The organism is Actinokineospora pegani (assembly GCF_009745975.1).
Classification (GTDB): Bacteria; Actinomycetota; Actinomycetes; order Mycobacteriales; family Pseudonocardiaceae; genus Actinokineospora; species Actinokineospora pegani.
This window is the reverse complement of sequence record NZ_WHOL01000063.1, coordinates 83,417-101,163: the sequence shown is the minus strand read 5'-3', so window position 1 is coordinate 101,163 and position 17,747 is coordinate 83,417. Positions and strand designations below refer to the sequence as shown.

20 protein-coding genes are annotated in these 17,747 nt (G+C 70.6%); 10 read left to right on the top strand and 10 right to left on the bottom strand.

From position 1 onward, the window contains the following. Nucleotides 1–58 precede the first annotated feature (58 nt). Both GCL84_RS08320 and GCL84_RS08315 read right to left on the bottom strand, forming a co-directional pair. Complete coding sequence (locus tag GCL84_RS08320) at nucleotides 59–487, bottom strand: hypothetical protein (RefSeq protein ID WP_156754792.1); 429 nt, start codon at nucleotides 485–487, stop codon at nucleotides 59–61. A 48-nt stretch (nucleotides 488–535) separates the two neighbouring features. Then, nucleotides 536–1,516: an NAD(P)/FAD-dependent oxidoreductase gene (locus GCL84_RS08315; protein WP_197523099.1), complete on the bottom strand. Its 981-nt coding sequence runs from the start codon at nucleotides 1,514–1,516 to the stop codon at nucleotides 536–538. 90 nt (nucleotides 1,517–1,606) lie between these two features. On the opposite strand from GCL84_RS08315, the gene GCL84_RS08310 reads away from it, so the two are divergent. After that, a complete protein-coding gene (locus tag GCL84_RS08310; protein WP_156754791.1) occupies nucleotides 1,607–2,998 on the top strand; it encodes a class II fumarate hydratase in 1,392 nt (463 codons plus the stop codon). 18 nt (nucleotides 2,999–3,016) lie between these two features. Here the strand turns inward: GCL84_RS08310 and GCL84_RS08305 are convergent, their stop codons facing one another. The 5 genes from GCL84_RS08305 to GCL84_RS08285 all read right to left on the bottom strand — a co-directional run bounded on the left by GCL84_RS08305 (nucleotide 3,017) and on the right by GCL84_RS08285 (nucleotide 5,982). Next, nucleotides 3,017–3,478 carry a DUF3558 family protein gene (locus tag GCL84_RS08305; protein ID WP_268891339.1) on the bottom strand — a complete coding sequence of 154 codons (462 nt, stop codon included), beginning with the start codon at nucleotides 3,476–3,478 and terminating at the stop codon, nucleotides 3,017–3,019. A 340-nt stretch (nucleotides 3,479–3,818) separates the two neighbouring features. Continuing rightward, nucleotides 3,819–4,352 (bottom strand): DUF3558 family protein, encoded by a 534-nt coding sequence (locus GCL84_RS08300; RefSeq protein WP_268891338.1) that lies wholly within the window; start codon nucleotides 4,350–4,352, stop codon nucleotides 3,819–3,821. Between the two features lie 62 nt (nucleotides 4,353–4,414). Continuing rightward, nucleotides 4,415–4,798: a hypothetical protein gene (locus tag GCL84_RS08295; protein ID WP_156754788.1), complete on the bottom strand. Its 384-nt coding sequence runs from the start codon at nucleotides 4,796–4,798 to the stop codon at nucleotides 4,415–4,417. Between the two features lie 135 nt (nucleotides 4,799–4,933). Continuing rightward, nucleotides 4,934–5,119: a DUF397 domain-containing protein gene (locus tag GCL84_RS08290; RefSeq protein ID WP_156754787.1), complete on the bottom strand. Its 186-nt coding sequence runs from the start codon at nucleotides 5,117–5,119 to the stop codon at nucleotides 4,934–4,936. 11 nt (nucleotides 5,120–5,130) lie between these two features. Beyond that, nucleotides 5,131–5,982 carry a helix-turn-helix domain-containing protein gene (locus GCL84_RS08285; protein ID WP_156754848.1) on the bottom strand — a complete coding sequence of 284 codons (852 nt, stop codon included), beginning with the start codon at nucleotides 5,980–5,982 and terminating at the stop codon, nucleotides 5,131–5,133. A gap of 88 nt (nucleotides 5,983–6,070) precedes the next feature. Here GCL84_RS08285 and GCL84_RS08280 point away from each other — a divergent pair, with 88 nt between their 5' ends. From GCL84_RS08280 to GCL84_RS08255, 6 genes are all read left to right on the top strand, one after another. Continuing rightward, on the top strand, nucleotides 6,071–6,331 hold the full coding sequence (locus tag GCL84_RS08280) for a hypothetical protein (RefSeq protein WP_156754786.1): 261 nt from the start codon (nucleotides 6,071–6,073) through the stop codon (nucleotides 6,329–6,331). Nucleotides 6,332–6,375: 44 nt separating this feature from the next. Next, entirely contained in the window at nucleotides 6,376–7,893 is a 1,518-nt protein-coding gene (locus GCL84_RS08275; RefSeq protein WP_156754847.1) for an ATP-dependent DNA ligase, read from the top strand. A gap of 8 nt (nucleotides 7,894–7,901) precedes the next feature. After that, entirely contained in the window at nucleotides 7,902–8,504 is a 603-nt protein-coding gene (locus tag GCL84_RS29180; protein WP_197523097.1) for a LysE family translocator, read from the top strand. Nucleotides 8,505–8,531: 27 nt separating this feature from the next. Further along, the gene (locus GCL84_RS08265; protein WP_156754784.1) at nucleotides 8,532–9,965 is read left to right on the top strand and encodes a GuaB1 family IMP dehydrogenase-related protein; all 1,434 of its coding nucleotides are present in this window, start codon (nucleotides 8,532–8,534) and stop codon (nucleotides 9,963–9,965) included. A gap of 63 nt (nucleotides 9,966–10,028) precedes the next feature. Then, nucleotides 10,029–11,030 (top strand): ABC transporter ATP-binding protein, encoded by a 1,002-nt coding sequence (locus GCL84_RS08260; protein ID WP_156754783.1) that lies wholly within the window; start codon nucleotides 10,029–10,031, stop codon nucleotides 11,028–11,030. Beyond that, nucleotides 11,027–11,863: an ABC transporter permease gene (locus tag GCL84_RS08255; RefSeq protein WP_156754782.1), complete on the top strand. Its 837-nt coding sequence runs from the start codon at nucleotides 11,027–11,029 to the stop codon at nucleotides 11,861–11,863. Before GCL84_RS08260 ends, GCL84_RS08255 begins: the two co-directional genes overlap by 4 nt. A gap of 64 nt (nucleotides 11,864–11,927) precedes the next feature. On the opposite strand, the gene GCL84_RS08250 is transcribed toward GCL84_RS08255, so the two are convergent. The 3 genes from GCL84_RS08250 to GCL84_RS08240 all read right to left on the bottom strand — a co-directional run bounded on the left by GCL84_RS08250 (nucleotide 11,928) and on the right by GCL84_RS08240 (nucleotide 15,593). Continuing rightward, on the bottom strand, nucleotides 11,928–12,791 hold the full coding sequence (locus GCL84_RS08250; protein WP_156754781.1) for an SGNH/GDSL hydrolase family protein: 864 nt from the start codon (nucleotides 12,789–12,791) through the stop codon (nucleotides 11,928–11,930). 151 nt (nucleotides 12,792–12,942) lie between these two features. Beyond that, entirely contained in the window at nucleotides 12,943–14,337 is a 1,395-nt protein-coding gene (locus tag GCL84_RS08245; protein WP_156754780.1) for a PhoH family protein, read from the bottom strand. 479 nt (nucleotides 14,338–14,816) lie between these two features. Next, nucleotides 14,817–15,593, bottom strand: a complete 777-nt coding sequence (locus GCL84_RS08240; protein ID WP_235926076.1) for an isoprenyl transferase — start codon at nucleotides 15,591–15,593, stop codon at nucleotides 14,817–14,819. Between the two features lie 52 nt (nucleotides 15,594–15,645). Here GCL84_RS08240 and GCL84_RS08235 point away from each other — a divergent pair, with 52 nt between their 5' ends. The 3 genes from GCL84_RS08235 to GCL84_RS08225 all read left to right on the top strand — a co-directional run bounded on the left by GCL84_RS08235 (nucleotide 15,646) and on the right by GCL84_RS08225 (nucleotide 17,736). Next, on the top strand, nucleotides 15,646–16,083 hold the full coding sequence (locus GCL84_RS08235) for a CoA-binding protein (RefSeq protein ID WP_156754778.1): 438 nt from the start codon (nucleotides 15,646–15,648) through the stop codon (nucleotides 16,081–16,083). A gap of 118 nt (nucleotides 16,084–16,201) precedes the next feature. Continuing rightward, nucleotides 16,202–16,822 (top strand): PAQR family membrane homeostasis protein TrhA, encoded by a 621-nt coding sequence (gene trhA, locus GCL84_RS08230; RefSeq protein WP_235926089.1) that lies wholly within the window; start codon nucleotides 16,202–16,204, stop codon nucleotides 16,820–16,822. A gap of 59 nt (nucleotides 16,823–16,881) precedes the next feature. Continuing rightward, complete coding sequence (locus tag GCL84_RS08225) at nucleotides 16,882–17,736, top strand: class I SAM-dependent methyltransferase (protein ID WP_156754776.1); 855 nt, start codon at nucleotides 16,882–16,884, stop codon at nucleotides 17,734–17,736. Nucleotides 17,737–17,747: the final 11 nt, after the last annotated feature.

The window sequence follows — 17,747 nt, the reverse complement described above, 5'->3', positions numbered from 1 at the left end:
CCGGCGCGCCGGAGGGGGCCATGCCCGCCCGCCTCCTCCGGCGACGTCGTGCGGGCCGTCAGGCAGCCGCGGCCATCCGCGCCACGGTCTCGGCCAGTCGTCGCACTTTGCGCGGCGGCTCGCCGACGAACGACAGCGCGGACAGCGGCAGGTCGCCCTCGACCGTGCGCAACACCGGGACCCGACCGGGCAGCCTCGACCGCGTCGGCTCGTACTCGAGCCCGACGACCTGGTTCCACGGCACCCAGGTCTTGGCGCCGAGCACCGGGACGATGTCCAGGCCGCCCTGATCGACCCAGACCCAGCCGCGCCGGATCAGCACCCTGCCTGCGATCGACGCGAAGATGATCAGCACGACCGCGCGCAGGGGGGTGGCGACGTTGAACACCACCTCCAGGAGCACCCCCACCGACACCAGCGCCACCACGGCCGCCACCACGAGCAGCGATTGCCGCCACCACGACCGGACGATGTAGCTCCGCAGCATGCCACTCCTCCTCACTCTGTAGTCCGTTCGTCCGAACCTAGGTGATCGTCAGTCACCGCTCGAGTGCCCGGGGAACAGGTGCGCCGCCGGGTCCAGCGCCACCGCGATGTTGTTGACCGCCGTGGCCGCCTCGCCGAAACCGGTGGCGATCAGCTTCACCTTGCCCGAGTAGGCGGCCACGTCGCCAGCGGCGTAGACGCGGTCCCGCGCGGTGCGCATCGTGGAGTCCACGGCGATGGACCGGTGGGCGATCTCCAGGCCCCAGGACTCGATCGGACCCAGGTCGGCGGTGAACCCCAGCGCGGCGACGACGGCCTGCGCGGGCAGCCGCCGCGCTCCGCCCGCCTTCGCCGTCACCGTGACCGCCGCCAGGTCCGGCTCCCCGTGGAACGCGCTGACCTCGGCGTCGGTGATGATCGGGACGCCGAGGCCCTCGACCTCCCGGACGGTCGCGGGCATGGCCCGGAAGCGGGCCCTGCGGTGCACGATGGTCACCGACCGGGCGATCGGGTGCAGCGCCAGCGCCCAGTCGAACGCGGAGTCGCCACCCCCGACGACCACGACGTCCTGGCCGCGGTGGACTTCCAGCTCGGGGACGAAGTGCACCATCCCGCGCCCGACCCAGCCGTCGCCAGCCGGGAGCGGCCGCGGGGTGAACTCGCCGATCCCAGCGGTGATGAGCACGGCCTTGGCGCGCACGGCGACCCCGCCGTCCAAGCCCACGACGAAGGCGCCGCCCTCCTCGGTCAGGGCGTGCGCGCGGCGGCCCAGCAGGTAGGTGGGCTGCCACCGGTCGGCCTGCTCGACCAGTGCCTGGACCAGGTCGCGGCCGCGCACGGCGGGGAAGCCGGCCACGTCGTAGATCATCTTCTCCGGGTACATGGCGGTGACCTGCCCGCCCGCCTCCGGCAGCGAGTCGACCACGGCGGTGGTCAGCTCGCGGAACCCGGCGTAGTAGGCGGCGTAGAGGCCGGTGGGTCCGGCGCCCACGATCAACAGGTCGACGTCGGTGATGGTCGGCGAGGTCATGCGCCCTGCCCTCCGCGTGGTGGTGGTGTGATCCACGTTATGTGGCGGACCGCTCAAGCACGAGCGGGGGAACCGGGACAAACTGGGGACATGACCGAGTACCGCATCGAACACGACACCATGGGCGAGGTCCGCGTCCCGGCCGACGCCCTGTGGCGCGCGCAGACCCAGCGCGCGGTGGAGAACTTCCCCATCTCCGGCCGGGGCCTCGAGCGCGCCCAGATCCGCGCGCTCGGCCTGCTCAAGGCCGCGACGGCCCGGGTCAACGCGCGGTTCGGGGTGCTCGACGACGACCTGGCGACCGCCATCGCCGACGCGGCCACCGCCGTGGCCGACGGCCAGCACGACGACCAGTTCCCCATCGACGTGTTCCAGACCGGCTCGGGCACCTCGTCGAACATGAACGCCAACGAGGTCATCGCCACCCTGGCCACCAAGGCCCTGGGCCGCGACGTGCACCCCAACGACCACGTCAACGCCTCCCAGTCGTCCAACGACACCTTCCCCACGACGCTGCGCGTTGCCGCCACCGAGGCGCTGGCCACCGATGTGGTGCCCGCCCTGGAACAGTTGGCGCAAGCGCTTGAGGACCGGGCCGACGACTGGGCCGACGTGGTCAAGTCCGGCCGCACGCACCTGATGGACGCGGTGCCGATCACGCTGGGCCAGGAGGCCGGGGCGTGGGCCGCGCAGGTCCGCTTCGGCGTCGAGCGGGTGCACGCGGTGCTGCCCCGGCTGGCCGAGCTGCCCATCGGCGGGACAGCGGTGGGCAGCGGCCTCAACGCCCCGCACGGTTTCGGCCTGGCGGTCTCGGCGGAGCTGGCGGACAACACCGGCCTGCCGCTGACCGAGGCGCGCGACCACTTCGAGGCCCAGGCGACCCAGGACTCCGCCGTGGAGGCCTCCGGGGCCCTGCGCACCGTGGCCGTGTCCCTGTTCAAGATCGCCAACGACATCCGCTGGCTCGGTTCCGGCCCCCGCACCGGCCTGGGCGAGCTGGCCCTGCCGGACCTGCAACCGGGTTCGTCGATCATGCCCGGCAAGGTCAACCCGGTCATCCCCGAGGCCACGATGATGGTCGTCGCCCAGGTCATCGGCAACGACGCGGCGGTGGCGTTCGCGGGCACCCAGGGCAACTTCCAGCTCAACGTGATGCTGCCGGTGATCGCCCGCAACATCCTGGAGAGCGCCCGGCTGTTGTCGGCGGTGGCCCGCCTGCTGGCGACCAAGGTCGTGGAGGGCATGGAGCCCAACACCGAGCACCTGCGCGAACTGGCGGAGTCGAGCCCGTCGATCGTGACGCCGTTGAACTCCTACCTCGGCTACGAGGAGGCGGCGTCGATCGCCAAGCAGTCACTCAAGGAGCGCAGGACGATCCGCGAGGTCGTCATCGAACGCGGCCACGTGGCCGACGGCAAGCTCACCGAGGCGCAGCTCGATGAGGCGCTGGACGTGCTGCGCATGGCTCGGGGCGGCAAGTAGTCCCGGGCGGGGTGGCGGTCACTTCGGCAGTTCGGGCTCGAGCAACTCCGCCGCCGCCTGCACCTTCGGGCACAACAGCGAACCGTCGTTGCTGCCCGCCCCTGTTCCCGTCACCTCCACCCGCGAGGTGGCCGTGACCTCAATCGACACCGCGCAGACACTGCCCCCCACACCCAAGGACTGGATTCCGCGCCGCGAATTAACCATCAACGGCTTCTTCTCACCGACGGCGACAACCTTATCAATACCACTTTTGAAGAGAACAGGAACGCCATAAGTATAACTGGTCGCAGTCGTGCCACCGTCGACCCGCCATTGACACAACTTGGAAGTCGAGCCGCCCTGCGTTTGCGGCGCCCCGACAATCCCCAAGGTAGCCTTTATCGACGGAGTCAACAATTCACACGGGTCGACGGAAGCGAGCGAGTTTTCCCCACCTGGCGAAAGAGTCGGTCGAATCGGGAGTTGTTGTCTCCCCATCGGACCCCCCAGTCGCGATCGCGTCTTGGTCGGCGACAGCATTTCCTGAAGTCTGCGTGGAACACGCACCCACAGTCGACGAGAGCAAGGCGACAAACAGAGCACACACCATGACACGCTCCACAGGAACTTCACCCTATCATGCGAGCTTGTCCGCACTGTCCTCGTCCACCTGACGATAGTTCTCCATCGCCTTCATGATGACTTCTTCGGCTTGGTCAAGGAATCACAGACGGCGAGCAGTTGCGCCAGGCCCCCCTTGGTGGCCGATGGCCGCTTGCCGACATACGGCTTCATCACCTTCGCCGCGTTGCTGCTGCCACGCGGGGGTGGCAGTGGGTCATTTCGGCAATTCGGGCTCAATCAACTCGGCAGCCGCCAGCGCTTTGGGGCAGATCAGCGAACCATCGTTACTGCCCGCCCCTGTCGCCTGCATGTCAACCCGCGATGTCGCCGTCACCTCGATCGATATCGCACATACACCACTGGCGGCACGGAGAGATTGAATGGCGCGACGAGAACCAACGGTGACCGGCTTCTTCTCACCATCAGCGACTACATCATCGATCCCAGTTTTCGGAAAAATGGCGATCGAGAAGTTGAACCGGTTGGAAATCTCACCATCCCCAACCTGCCACGAGCAGGATTTGGAAGACGGAAGAGTTAAGGTCTGCGGCGTTTTGGTGAGCCCCAACGTCGTCTTCATCGACGGGGTCGGCAACGTACACGGGTCCAGAGAGATCAACGGATTATCGCCCTTCGGCGACGAGTCGGTTGATGTGGACGGCGTACCCGGCCCGCCAGACCCCTCGGTCCCGTCCATTCCTCGGTCGGGGACAGCACGCCCCGGGGTCCGCTCGGAACACGCGACCATGGTCAACGAAAGCAACACAGCAGACACCGCACACACGGCACGCTTCACAGGATACTCACCCTTCATGCAAGTTCGTCCGCATTTCCCTCGTCCGTTTGACGGTAGTTTTCCATCGCCTTGATGATGGCCTGTTCAGCCTTCACCAAGGAATCATAGAGGGCGTACAGTTGCGTCAGGAAACCTTGGTGGTCGACGGCCACCTGCTGCATGTACGGCTTCATCACCTTCGCCGCGTTGCTGCTGCCCAGTGGGGGCTCCTGCTCCAAGAGTCCGAACGGCCCTCGCTTGCTGTCGATCCAGTCGGTCATCCTGCGGATGGCGGCGAGGAGGGCGTCGCCGCCCTGTTGGTTGACGGCGAACTGGCCTGCGGCGGCGGAGGCCGCGAAGGCGTCCATCGACGCGCCGATGGCTCCGAGCGAGGTGAACTCGCCCTCATCGATGTACACCGGCGCCCCCTGGTGACGGTCTACGAACTCGGGGCCACCGTACAAGCCGGAAGGGGAACGTGTCTCAGGTTCTGAAAAGCATCGGCTCGCGTCACCCGGCGGGGTGAGGTCGGGCCGGGGCCCGACCTCACCGGGTCACCTGATGTGGGTGAGCAGGGACGGCAGGGCGGACTCCGGGAACACCAGTGCCGGACCGTCCGGGTTCTTCGAGTCGCGGATCGCCGTCACCGGGCTCGGCGTGGCCAGCTCGACGCAGTTGCCGGTGTTGCTGCTGCGGCTGCTCTTGCGCCAGTTCGCGGTACTCAGGTCAAGCGCAGACATCCGCGCTCCTCTCACTTGGTCAGCTCGGCGATCAAGGCCGTCAACGCCGCTTCTGTTGCATCGGGTGCAACGGCCTCACTCAGAATATTGCGCAGCGCGAGTCGATACCCGGCCAGATCGGCTTCCTCTTCGAGGAACAATCCCGTGTCCTGGTTCTCTATGTAGACCAGCGAGGGTTCCTCGGCGAACTCCAGGATCATGAACGGCCCGCGCAGGCCCGAGTGCGCGCCCGAGCTGGCAGGCACCACGCGGATGGTGATGTTCGCCCGCTCCCCCAGGTCGATCAGCCGCCGCAACTGGCGAACCATCACGCTCGGACCACCCACCGGGATGCGCAGTGCCGACTCGTGGATGCACGCCACGTACTGCGGCGCCCGGTGGCCGATGAGCAGGCTGTGCCGGGCCATCCGGGTGGCGACGAGGTTGTCCAGCTCAGCACCCGACAAGGTGGGTTCGGTTCCGCGCAGCAGCGCCGCCGCGTACTCGTCGGTCTGGAGCAGGCCGGGGACGATCAGTGGCTCGTAGTTCTGGATTCTGGTGGCCTTGTTCTCGAAGTCGATGACCGCGCGCCAGATGCTCGGCAGGTTGGCCTGGCGTTCCCACCACCCCTTCTGGTCCCCGCGTTTGAGCAGGTCCAGCAGCTCGGTACGCTTCTTCGCGGAGACCTCGTAGAACCCCAGCAGGGCCGCGACGTCCTCCACCTGCAAGCCGCTGTGGCCGGTCTCCATCCGGCTGATCTTGCTGGCGGAGGCGCCGAGCTTCTCGCCGACCTCCGCGCAGCTCAGGCCGCGCGACTCGCGGAACTTGCGCAGCTCGGCTGCGACGGTGCGGGATCGCACGGACGTGTGCGAGTTTCCTGGCATGGCGTGATGGTCTCCGCATCGCAGTCCGATACGCAATCACTCAATTGGGCCATGGCGTGCACCGCTTGCAACGGGTCACTCTGTCGGCATGGGACCAGAAGAGGCCACAGTAGACAGTTCGAGCACCGAGCACCTGCACCGCGCGATCATGAAACACGCGCCGCTGGAGCGCACCTGGCGGGTGCCGGGGCACGACGGCGTCCCGGAGGCGCTGATGACGCTGCGGATGCCGGATGTGACGATCACCGATGGGCAGGGGCGCAGCGTCGTGCTCTCCCCCAAGCAGTCCGCCGTGGTTGGGCACTACCTGTCATCGGTGATGGATTGGATCGACGTAGACCTCGACTAGCTCGTCCGGTGATTGTCAGTCCCGTGGCGCACCATGGGGTCATGCTGACGCTGACCGAGGTCGCGTCCACCTCCGCCGAGGTGGGCGCCACCCGTTCCCGCCTGGCGAAGGTCGACGCCCTCGCCGGGGTGTTGCGGCGCGCGGACTCCGCCGATGAGGTCGAAGTCGTGGTGGCCTTCCTGTCCGGGGCGCCGAGGCAGGGGCGGATCGGGGCGGGGTGGCGCACGTTGGCGTCGCTGGCGCCGTCGGCCGCGTCTGGGGCGTCGTTGACCGTGGGGGAGGTCGACGACGCTCTCACGGCCACCGCGCGGGCGTCCGGCAAGGGGGCGGCGGCGGCCAGGGCCGAGGTGCTGGGTGGGTTGTTCGCCCGCGCGACCGCCGGGGAGCAGGCGTTCCTGCGCGCGCTGCTCACGGGCGAGCTGCGGCAGGGCGCGCTGGAGGGCGTCATGCTCGACGCGATCGCCCGGGCCGCCGACGTGCCGGGGACCGCTGTGCGCCGCGCGTTCATGCTCTCCGGTCGGCTGCCCGCGACAGCGCGGGCAGCGCTCGACGGCGGCGCGGAGGCGTTGGCGGGGTTCGGGTTGGAGCTGCACCGGCCCGTGCGGCCGATGCTGGCCTCGCCGGGGACCTCGCTCGCCGAGGCGGTGGAGTCGCTGTCGCCGTGTCTGGTCGAGTACAAGATGGACGGTGCGCGCATCCAGGTGCACAAGACCCCGGGCCGGGTCTCGGTCTACACCCGCACGCTGCGCGACATCACCGCGAGCGTCCCGGAGCTGGTGGCGCTGGTTGAGCAACTTCCCTGCCACACAACCGTTTTGGATGGCGAGACGCTGGCATTGCGCGACGACGGCAAGCCCCGGCCGTTCCAGGAGACCATGTCCCGCTTCGGCAGCACGCAGGAGGAGCAGATCGCGGCCCTGCTGCTGCGGCCGTACTTCTTCGACTGCCTGCACCTCGACGGCCGCGACCTGCTCGACTCCCCGCTGCGCGAGCGCAACGAGGCCCTGCGCGCCGCCGTGGGCGACCACCTCATCCCCGGCGTGGTCGAGCCGACCCAGGAGCAGGCCGAGGAGCTGACCGCCGCCGCGCTGGACGCGGGCCACGAGGGCGTGATGGTCAAGGGCCTCGACTCGGCCTACGCCGCGGGCAGGCGCGGCAAGGCCTGGCAGAAGGTCAAGCCCGTGCACACCTTCGACCTCGTCGTCCTCGCCGCCGAGTGGGGGCACGGCCGCCGCGCCGGCCTGCTGAGCAACCTGCACCTCGGCGCCCGCGACCCCGACGGCGGGCCGCCGATCATGGTCGGCAAGACCTTCAAGGGTCTCACCGACGAACTCCTGGCCTGGCAGACCGAGGAGTTCCAGAAACGCGAGTCCCACCGCGACGACTGGGTGGTGCACCTCGAGGACCAACCGGTGGTGGAGATCGCCCTCGACGGCGTGCAGTCCAGCCCCCGCTACCCCGGCTCCATCGCCCTGCGCTTCGCGCGGGTCGTGCGCTACCGGCCCGACAAGACCCCGGCCGAGGCCGACACGATCGATGCCCTCAAGGCCCTGCGGAACTGAGGAGTGCTGTGAGCTGGGAGTTCCTGGTGGTCGTCCTCGCGGTGGTGGTCGTTCCCGGGGCCGATTTCATCGTCACCCTGCGCAACACCGTCGCGGGCGGGCCCGGCGCGGGTGCCGCCACCGCGGTGGGGGTCGGCACCGCCTCGCTCGTCCAGGCCACGCTGGTCTCGGTCGGGCTCGGGACGCTGGTCGTGCGGTCCCAGCCGGTGTTCACGACCTTGAAGTGGGTGGGCATCGCCTACCTGCTGTTCCTGGCCGCGCAGGCGTTGCGGTCGGCGTGGCGCGGGCGGTGCGACCCGACCGCCCGCCCGACCGGGCCCGGTCGGGGGCTGCGGCAGGGCTTCCTCTGCAACATCACCAACCCGAAGATGATGGTCTTCTACCTCTCGCTGCTCCCCCAGTTCGTCGGGCCGGACGCGTCAGTCTGGTCGTGGATGGGCCACGCGTGGGCGCTGCCGCTGATCGGGACCGCGTGGCTGCTCGCCGTCGTCGTGCTCGGGGCCGCGGTCCGGGAGAAGCTGCTCAGGCCGCTGGCCCGCCGGGTCACCGACGCCGTCTCCGGGCTCGCGCTGCTCGGGTTCGGCGCCCGGCTCGCTCTTCATCGCGGCTGACCGGGGACGGGCCACTAGATTCGGGGCATGCGCTTCTACCACGCCAAGCCGGAGCACGACCTCACCTACGACGACGTGTTCCTGATGCCGGGGCGGTCGGCGATCGAGAGCCGGTTCGAGGTCGACCTGTCCACCTCGGATGGCACCGGAGCCACGATCCCCATCGTCGTGGCGAACATGACCGCGGTGTCGGGGCGGCGGATGGCGGAGACCGTGGCCAGGCGCGGCGGGCTGGTCGTGCTGCCGCAGGACGTCGATGCCGAGGCGGTCGGGGCCATTACGGCCTGGGTGAAGGGGCGCGACACCGTCTGGGACACGCCGCTGGTGCTGACGGCGGGGGACGCGGTGGCCGACGCGCTGAACCTGCTGCCCAAGCGGGCGCACGGGGCCGTGGTCGTGGTCGACGGCGAGGGCAGGCCGCTGGGCACGGTGGACGAGGACGCCTGCCGCGGGGTCGACCGGTTCACCAGGCTGGGCGACCTGGTCGCGGCCGCGCCGGTGCTGCCGGTGGCGACGGAGCCGCGCGCGGTGTTCGACGCGCTCGACCACACGCCCGCCCGGATAGCCGTGGGCGTGGACGGCGAGGGCAGGGTGGCCGGGGTGCTGACCGTGCGCGGGGCGCTGCGGGCCGGGATCTACCAGCCCGCGCTCGACGACAAGGGCCGCCTGCGGGTGGCCGCCGCGGTCGGGGTCAACGGCGACGTGGGGGCCAAGGCGGCGGCGCTGCTGGCTTCCGGGGTGGACGCTCTGGTCGTCGACACCGCGCACGGGCACCAGGAGAAGATGATCGCCGCGCTGCGGGCCGTGCGCGCGGTCGACCCGGGCGTGCCGGTGGTCGCGGGCAACGTCGTCACCCCCGACGGCGTGCGCGACCTGGTCGAGGCGGGTGCGGACGTGGTCAAGGTCGGCGTCGGCCCCGGCGCCATGTGCACCACCCGGATGATGACCGGTGTCGGCCGCCCGCAGTTCTCCGCCGTCCTGGAGTGCGCGGAGACCGCGCGCGGGCTGGGCAAGCACGTCTGGGCCGACGGCGGCGTGCGCCACCCCCGCGACGTCGCCCTGGCGCTGGCCGCGGGCGCGTCCTCGGTCATGGTCGGCTCCTGGTTCGCGGGCACCTACGAGTCCCCCGGCGACCTGCTGCGCGACGAGCAGGGCCGGGCCTACAAGGAGTCCTTCGGCATGGCCTCCAAGCGCGCCGTGTCCGCCCGCACCCGCACCGACAGCGGCTTCGACCGCGCCCGCAAGGGCCTGTTCGAGGAGGGCATCTCCAGCTCCCGGATGCGCCTGGACCCGACCGCCCCCAGCGTCGAGGACCTCATCGACAAGATCTGCTCCGGTGTGCGCTCGGCCTGCACCTACGCGGGCGCCGCCACCCTGGCCCAGTTCCACGAGCTGGCCACCGTCGGCGTGCAGTCGGCGGCGGGGTTCGCCGAGGGCAGGCCGCTCCCGGCGGGCTGGTGACGCCGGACTTAGGGGCCCCTGAACCCGGTCGAATTGTGGCGTGGGGGCCGCCCGGGCGGGTTTATGGTGGCTCGCGTGAGCGCGGTCGAGGTCATCGAACTGGCCAAACAGTACAAAAAGAACCCCAAACCCGCCGTTGACGGGCTGAGTTTCAGCGTCCGGCAGGGTGAGGTGTTCGGCTTGCTGGGGCCCAACGGCGCGGGGAAGACGACCACCGTCGGCGTCCTCACGACCCGGGTGCTGCCAACGGGCGGTCAGGCGCTGGTGCACGGCGTCGACGTCGTGCGGGAGGCCAAGCGGGCGCGGCAGCTCCTCGCCGTGGTGCCGCAGCGCAACAACCTGGACCGGTCGCTGAACATCAGGCAGAACCTGCTGTTCCACGCGGCCTACCACGGGATGGCGCGGGCCGAGCGCGTCGCGCGGGCCGATGAGCTGCTCGAGCGGATGGGCCTGGCCGACCGCGCCAAGTCGAAGGTCGACATGGTGTCCGGGGGGCAGGCGCAGCGGGTCATGATCGCGCGGGCGCTGATGCACAAGCCCCGGGTCATGTTCCTCGACGAGCCCTCCACCGGGCTGGACCCGCAGGCGCGGCTGTTCGTGCACGACCGGGTGGCCGAGCTCAAGAGCGAGGGCGTCACCGTCGTGCTGACCACGCACGACATGGACGAGGCCGAGAAGCTCTGCGACCGCATCGGCATCGTCGACCACGGCAAGCTGCTCTCCCTGGACACCCCGGCCGCGCTGACCAGGGCCCTGCCCGGCAGCACGACCGTGAGCGTCACCGTGAAGCTGCACCGGGCCGACCCGGCCGCGGTCGAGTCGGCGCTGGGCGCGCTCGCGGGCGTGGAGCGGGTCGAGTGGCTCAACGCCGCCCCGCAGGCGACCGCGACCGAGCCGGACGCCGTCGCCCAGTACCGCCTCTACAGCGACCACGAGGCCGCCGCGCTGCTGCCCGCGGTCCTGCGCTCCCTCGGCGACCAGTCGTGCGAGGTGGCCGACCTGGCCATCGGCACGCCGAGCCTGGAAGACGTCTTCATCCACCTGACCGGTCGGGAGCTGCGATGACCGCCACGACCACGTCCACGCCGCCGACCGCGCCGGAGCAGGAGGCGCCGCAGGTCGGGCTGGGCACCGCGCTGCGCACGTTCCGGGCCGTGCTGTGGCGCGACACCTTCGTCACCGGCCGCGAGCTCGGCTCGTTCCTGGCGCAGGTGATCATCCAGCCGTTCTTCACCCTGTTCATCTTCGGCAAGGTGCTGACCGGCATCGGCTACGTCGGCGACGACTACACCGCCATCCTGCTGCCCGGCGTCGTCGCCCTGAACGGGTTCCTGACCGCGCTGCAGAACACGACGATGCCGCTGATCCTGGACTTCTCCTGGACCCGCGAGATCGAGGACCGGCTGCTCGCGCCGATCCCCATCGGCTGGGTGGCGGTCGAGAAGATGCTCTTCGGCGCGATCCGGGGCATCCTCGCCGCGGTGATCATGGTGCCGATCGGCTTCCTGATCCTGGACGACATGAGCTGGCCCGCGGGCGCCTACCTGCCGGTCTTCGGCATCATCGTCCTCGGCTCGCTCGCGGGCGCGGCGATCGGCATGATCATCGGCACCTCGGTCCCGCCGACCAGAATCAACATCCTGTTCGCGGTCATCCTGATGCCGCTGATGTTCACCGGCAGCACCCAGTTCCCGTGGTTCGGCCTGGAGAACCTGCGCTGGTTCCAGGTCGTGTGCGCGCTCAACCCGCTGACCTACGTCAGCGAGGCCATGCGGGCGGAGCTGGTGCCGCACGTGCCGCACATCCCGATGTGGGTCAACCTCCTCGTGATCACCGGCTCCTGCGTGGTCTTCGGCGCCATCGGCATCCGCGGCTTCCTGCGCCGCGCCATCGACTAGGGCTCCGGGCGCGCGGAAAAGCCCCCGGCTCATCGCTGAGCCGGGGGCCTATTCGTGCTCAAGGTCAGCCGATGCCGAGCGCGGCCATGGCGGCCTTGGCCATCTCGCGCTCGCCCAGCGCGTTCGGGTGGGCGAAGATCGAGTTCTCGGCGTTGATCGGCGGCTCGATCCAGCGGGTGCCCCTGGGCGCGCACACGTCGTGCCCGTCCGAGAGCTGGTTGAGGTCGACGTAGATGGCGCCGGTCTCCCGCGCGGCGCGGCCGACCGCGTCGTTCAGGGTGGTCTGCAGCGAGCGCATGTAGGGGACGTCGCCCTCGGCGAGCGGGATGACGTCGAAGCAGCTCCCCGAGGCCGGGACGATCCACGGGTAGCCCAGGACGGCGACCTTGGCGTTCGGGGCCTTCTCGCGCACGGCGGTCAGGGCCTTCACCAGGTCCGGGTAGGTGGTGTCGCGGACGGTGTCCTCGAAGGACGTGCCGTTCTGGTCCTTGCAGGGGCTGCCCTTGCCGCCCGCGAACCAGCCCGCGGCGGCGCAGGTCAGCGACGCGCGGATGAAGGTGCCGCTGTCGTTGCCGCCGATGGTCAGGGTGACCACGTCGGTGTCGGCGCTGAGCGCGTCGACCTGGGGCTTGAGGCCGGGGTACTGGGCCGAGGTGAAGTGCGCCGTGGTGGCCCCGCCGCAGGTGACGTCGGTCAGCGCGGCGCCGGTCTGCTCGGCGATCACGTTCGGGTAGTTCAGCGCGGAGCGCAGGCACTGCATGGGCGAGCCGGGCGCGGACGGCGAGATGCCGGAGCCCGCGCTGTAGGAGTCGCCGATGGCGACGTAGTTGATCGGGTCGGCGGCGTTCGCCGAGCCGATCGAGGACACGGCGATGGAGCCCGCCGCCGCGACGGCGGCGGCGGCGATGGCGATCAGGCGTCGGGGCATGGTCTCTCTCACGGCGTCGATGACGGGATCCGGCAACTACTCGAAAGTAGATAACGCGGGCCCAGCTTGTCCCACGTCACACCCGGTGTCAACGCGAACGCCCCGGCCCGGCGCGAAGCCGGACCGGGGCGCGCCGCCGGTCTCGAATGGGTTACGGCGTGTGCTCCTCGAGCATCTCGGTGACCAGCGCGGCGATCGGCGACCGCTCGGAGCGGGTCAGCGTCACGTGCGCGAACAGCGGGTGGCCCTTGAGCTTCTCGATGACCGCCGCGACCCCGTCGTGCCTGCCCACGCGCAGGTTGTCGCGCTGGGCCACGTCGTGGGTCAGCACCACCCGCGAGCCGCTGCCCAGCCGCGACAGCACGGTCAGCAGCACGTTGCGCTCCAACGACTGCGCCTCGTCGACGATCACGAAGGTGTCGTGCAGCGACCGGCCGCGGATGTGGGTCAGCGGCAGCACCTCCAGCATGCCGCGGGCCAGCACCTCCTCGATCACGGTCTGCCCGGCCAGCGCGCCGAGGGTGTCGAACACCGCCTGCGCCCAGGGCCCCATCTTCTCGCTCTCGGACCCGGGCAGGTAGCCCAGCTCCTGGCCGCCGACGGCGTACATCGGGCGGAACACGACGACCTTCTTGTGCAGGCCGCGCTCGAGCACCGCCTCCAGGCCCGCGCACAGCGCCAGCGCCGACTTGCCGGTGCCCGCGCGGCCGCCGAGCGAGACGATGCCGATGTCCGGGTCGAGCAGCAGCTCCAGCGCGATGCGCTGCTCGGCGGAGCGCCCGTGCAGGCCGAAGGCCTCCCGGTCGCCGCGCACGAGCTGGATCGACTTGTCGGCCACCACCCGGCCCAGCGCGTGGCTGGACCCGGCGATCAGCTTGAGCCCGGTGTTGCAGGGCAGCTCGTCGGACAGGTCGTGGTCGACCGGGTCGATCCGGCCCTCGGCGAACAGGGTGTCGATCGCGGTCTGGTCCGCCTCGACCTCGGCCATGCCGGTCCAGCCGGACGGGGTGACCTCGCCCGCCCGGTACTCCTCGGCGTCGAGGCCCACCGCGCCCGCCTTGACCCGCAGCGGGATGTCCTTGGTGACCAGGCGGACACCGGGGATCTCGGCGGCGAGGTTGAGCGCGCAGGCCAGGATGCGCGCGTCGTTGCCGTCGGAGCGGAAGCCCTGCGGCAGGACGCTGGGGTCGGTGTGGTTGAGCTCGACGTGCAGGCTGCCGCCCAGGTCCCCGACGGGCAGCGGCTTGTCGAGTCTGCCGTGGCTCAGGCGCAGGTCGTCGAGCAGCCGCAGCGTCTCACGGGCGAACCAGCCCAGCTCCGGGTGGTGGCGCTTGGCCTCGAGCTCGCTGATCACCACGAGGGGGATCACCACGGCGTGCTCGGCGAAGCGGGTGGCGGCCCACGGGTCCGACAGGAGCACCGAGGTGTCGAGGACGTAGGTCCGCCTGGCTGGGGCGGGGTCCGGGGAGCCGGTGGGCGCTCCCTCGGTCGGGGCGCTGTTCGCCGGGGACGAGCCTGAGGAAACGCTGGAACGCGAAGCGGTCACGGCAACTCCTCGCGAACGCGGCACCGCGCCCGCACTCTCGGTGGGCCGGGCACAAGACCCCGGTGGACGGCGGTCATGCCTGCGGCTGGGCCGCAGTCATTCCCCCCCTGCCACGGGGGCCGGGTGCCGGCCCCCTCGCGATCGAATCGCTCACGACCAGGGCCTCCCGGGCCGGGCCACTGTGGTCAGGACCCGACAAGACCGAAGCTACCTGCGCGGACCGACCGGATGCCAGGCTGCCACACAGGTGATTTTCGATTTCGTCATCGCCAGGACACGCGCACGCCACGTGATCGGTCGTTAGCCCAGGTCAGTCCACACACCACGCTGGGTGACCAGCCATTCGTGCCGCGATGAGCAGGTGATCCGGCTCCGCCGACCGATCCGGTCGTCACACTGGGTAACCCGTCCGAGCCGGGGAGCGTTTATCACCGCGGAAGCGTGCGGCGACGTCTCCCGCGTTCGACGCGGGCGGCTGCTCAGCTACCGAAACGGCGGTGGCGGATGCCGTAGGCGCGCAGCGCGCGCAGGAAGTCGGTGCGCCGGAAATCGGGCCAGTAGGCCTCGCAGAAGTGGAACTCCGAGTGCGCCGACTGCCACAGCAGGAAGCCCGAGAGCCGCTGCTCCCCCGAGGTGCGGATGACCAGGTCGGGGTCGGGCTGCCCGGAGGTGTAGAGGTGCTCGGCGATGTGGTCGACGTCGAGGACCTCGGCCAGCTCCTCGATCGTGGTGCCCGCCTCGGCGTGCCGCACCAGCAGCTTGCGCACCGCGTCGGCGATCTCCCGGCGCCCGCCGTACCCCACAGCGATGTTGACCTCCATGCCGGAGCGGCCCGAGGTGCGGGTGGCCGCCGCGGTCAGCCGGTCGGCGGTCGGCCCGGGCAGGATGTCCAGCGCGCCGATGATCCGCAGCCGCCACGGCCGGTCCGGCTCGGCCAGCTCGTCGACCACGTCGCCGATGATCTCCAGCAGCGGCCTGAGCTCGGCGTCGGGCCGGTTGAGGTTGTCGGTCGAGAGCATCCAGAGCGTGGCCACCTCGACCCCGGCGTCGGTGCACCAGCCGAGGAAGTCCGCGACCCGCTGCGCCCCGACCCGGTGCCCGTCGTTGACGTCGGTGAACCCGGCCTCCCGCGCCCACCGGCGGTTGCCGTCGAGCATGATGCCGACGTGCCGGGGGATCTTGCCGCCCGCCTGCTGGAACAACCGCTTCTCGTAGAGGCCGTAGACCACGTCGGCGACCCGCCTGCGAATGCTCACCACGGCCGGTGACAGTACGCCGCCCCGCGGCCCGCGGGGGCACACTGGGCACATGCGAGGCGACGGCATCAATCCGGTATGGCAGGACCTGGGCGTCATCGAGCGGCTGGTCAGGGAGGCGCGGCGGGTCGCGGTGGTCGGGCTCAGCGCCCGCCCGGACCGGCCGAGCCACGGCGTGGCCAGGTACCTGGCCGCCGCCGGGATCGAGGTGGTGCCGGTGAACCCCGCCCTGACCGAGTGGGAGGGCCGCAAGGCCTACCCGTCGCTGACCGAGGTCCCCGGCCACCTCGACGTCGTCGACGTGTTCCGGCGCCCGTCGGAGGTCGAGGAGGTGGCCAGGGAGGCGGTGGCGGTCGGGGCGGGCGCGCTGTGGCTGCAACTGGGCGTGATCAACAACCAGGCCGCCCGAGTGGCGGGCGAGGCGGGGCTGGACGTCGTCGTGGACCGGTGCCTGGCCGTGGAGCACCGCGAGGTCGTAGGCTGGTCTTAACCCATTCGGGCGTGTCCGGGGTCACTGGAAATGGATGGTCAACCTACGGTCCCGTAACCTTGAGCCGGTGACGTCAACGACCCACAAAGGACCGCCTCCGGGCTTCGTGAAGCCCAAGATGCGCGGTGTGATCCACTTCTGGTCGTTCATCGTGTCCCTGGTGACCGGGGCATGCCTGGTCGCGCTCGCCGCCACCGTCTCCGGCGTGGCGGTCCTGGCGACCTCGGTCTACTCCGCCACCGTGCTGGGCCTGTTCGGGGTCAGCGCGCTCTACCACCGGCGCTGGTGGGTGACCGAGCGCGCGCGCACCTGGATGAAGCGCCTCGACCACTCGATGATCTTCCTGTTCATCGCGGGCACCTACACCCCCTTCTGCCTGCTGGCCATGCCCAGGACCACCGGCTACGTGGTCCTCGCCATCGTCTGGGGCGGCGCGGTCCTCGGCGTCGCGCTCAAGCTCCTGTGGCCGCACGCCCCCCGCTGGCTGGGCACCCCCATCTACATCGCCCTGGGCTGGGTGGCCATCTTCGTCCTCCCAGACCTCCTCACCAACGGTGGCGTCGCCGCCCTGGTCCTGATCCTCGCGGGCGGCCTCTTCTACACCGTGGGCGCCGTCTTCTACGCCACGAAGTGGCCCAACCCGTGGCCCGCCTTCGGCCACCACGAGTTCTTCCACGCCGCCACGGTGCTGGCCGCCCTGAGCCACTACATCGCGATCTGGCTGGTCATGTACGCCTAGACCAGCGGCTCGGAAATTCGGTGGCCCCCTCGACATGCCCGCCCCTACCGTCGACCCCCGTGATCCACGAGGACCCCAAGGCCTACCTGGTCGCGGTGGAGGGCATGGCCCTGCTCCGCGCGTTCACCGGACACCACGACGCCGCCTTCACCCGGGCCAGGTTGGACGAGGTGCGGCGTGTCCTCGACCTGCCGCTGGAGCCGGTCGAGGTCGAGCGGGCGGACACCGTCACCGGCTATCGGGCCTGGGCGGCGACCTACGACGGCGAGGAGAACGCCGCCTTCGCCGACGCGCCGCTGGTCGAGGAGGTGCTTGCCGGGGTGCCGTCGGGGCGGGCGCTCGACGCGGCGGCGGGGACGGGGAGGCTGACCAGGCTGTTGGGTGGGCACGAGGTCATCGCCGTGGACAGTTCGCCGGAGATGTTGGCGCTCAACCCCGCCGTGGACAAGCGGCTTGGTGAGTTGACCGCGCTGCCGGTGGGGGACGCGGAGGTGGACCTCGTCGTGTGCGGTCTGGCGTTGTCGCACGTGCCTGATCTGGTGGCGGTGTTGGGTGAGTTCGCCAGGGTGCTGCGGCCGGGCGGGCACCTGGTCACCTCCGACGTCCACCCCGAGGCGGTGGCCAAGGGGTCGATCCCGGCCGTGCGCGGGCCCGGCGGGCAGCCGATGCGCCTGCCCGCCCACGAGCACCTGGTCGGCGACTACCTGCGCGCGGCGCTGGGCGCGGGTCTGGAACTGCTGCGCTGCGAGGAGCCCCGCCTCCCCAGCCCGCCCCACCGGCCCGCGACGACCGACCCCGGTTCGTGGGACACCTGGCCGTGGAGCTTGGCGGCGATGGTCCCCGAGGCCGCGCGGGCGGTGACGGCCGGGCGCCCGGGGATGCTCCTGCTCCAGTGGCGGCGCCCGCTCGGGTAGCGGCGCAAATG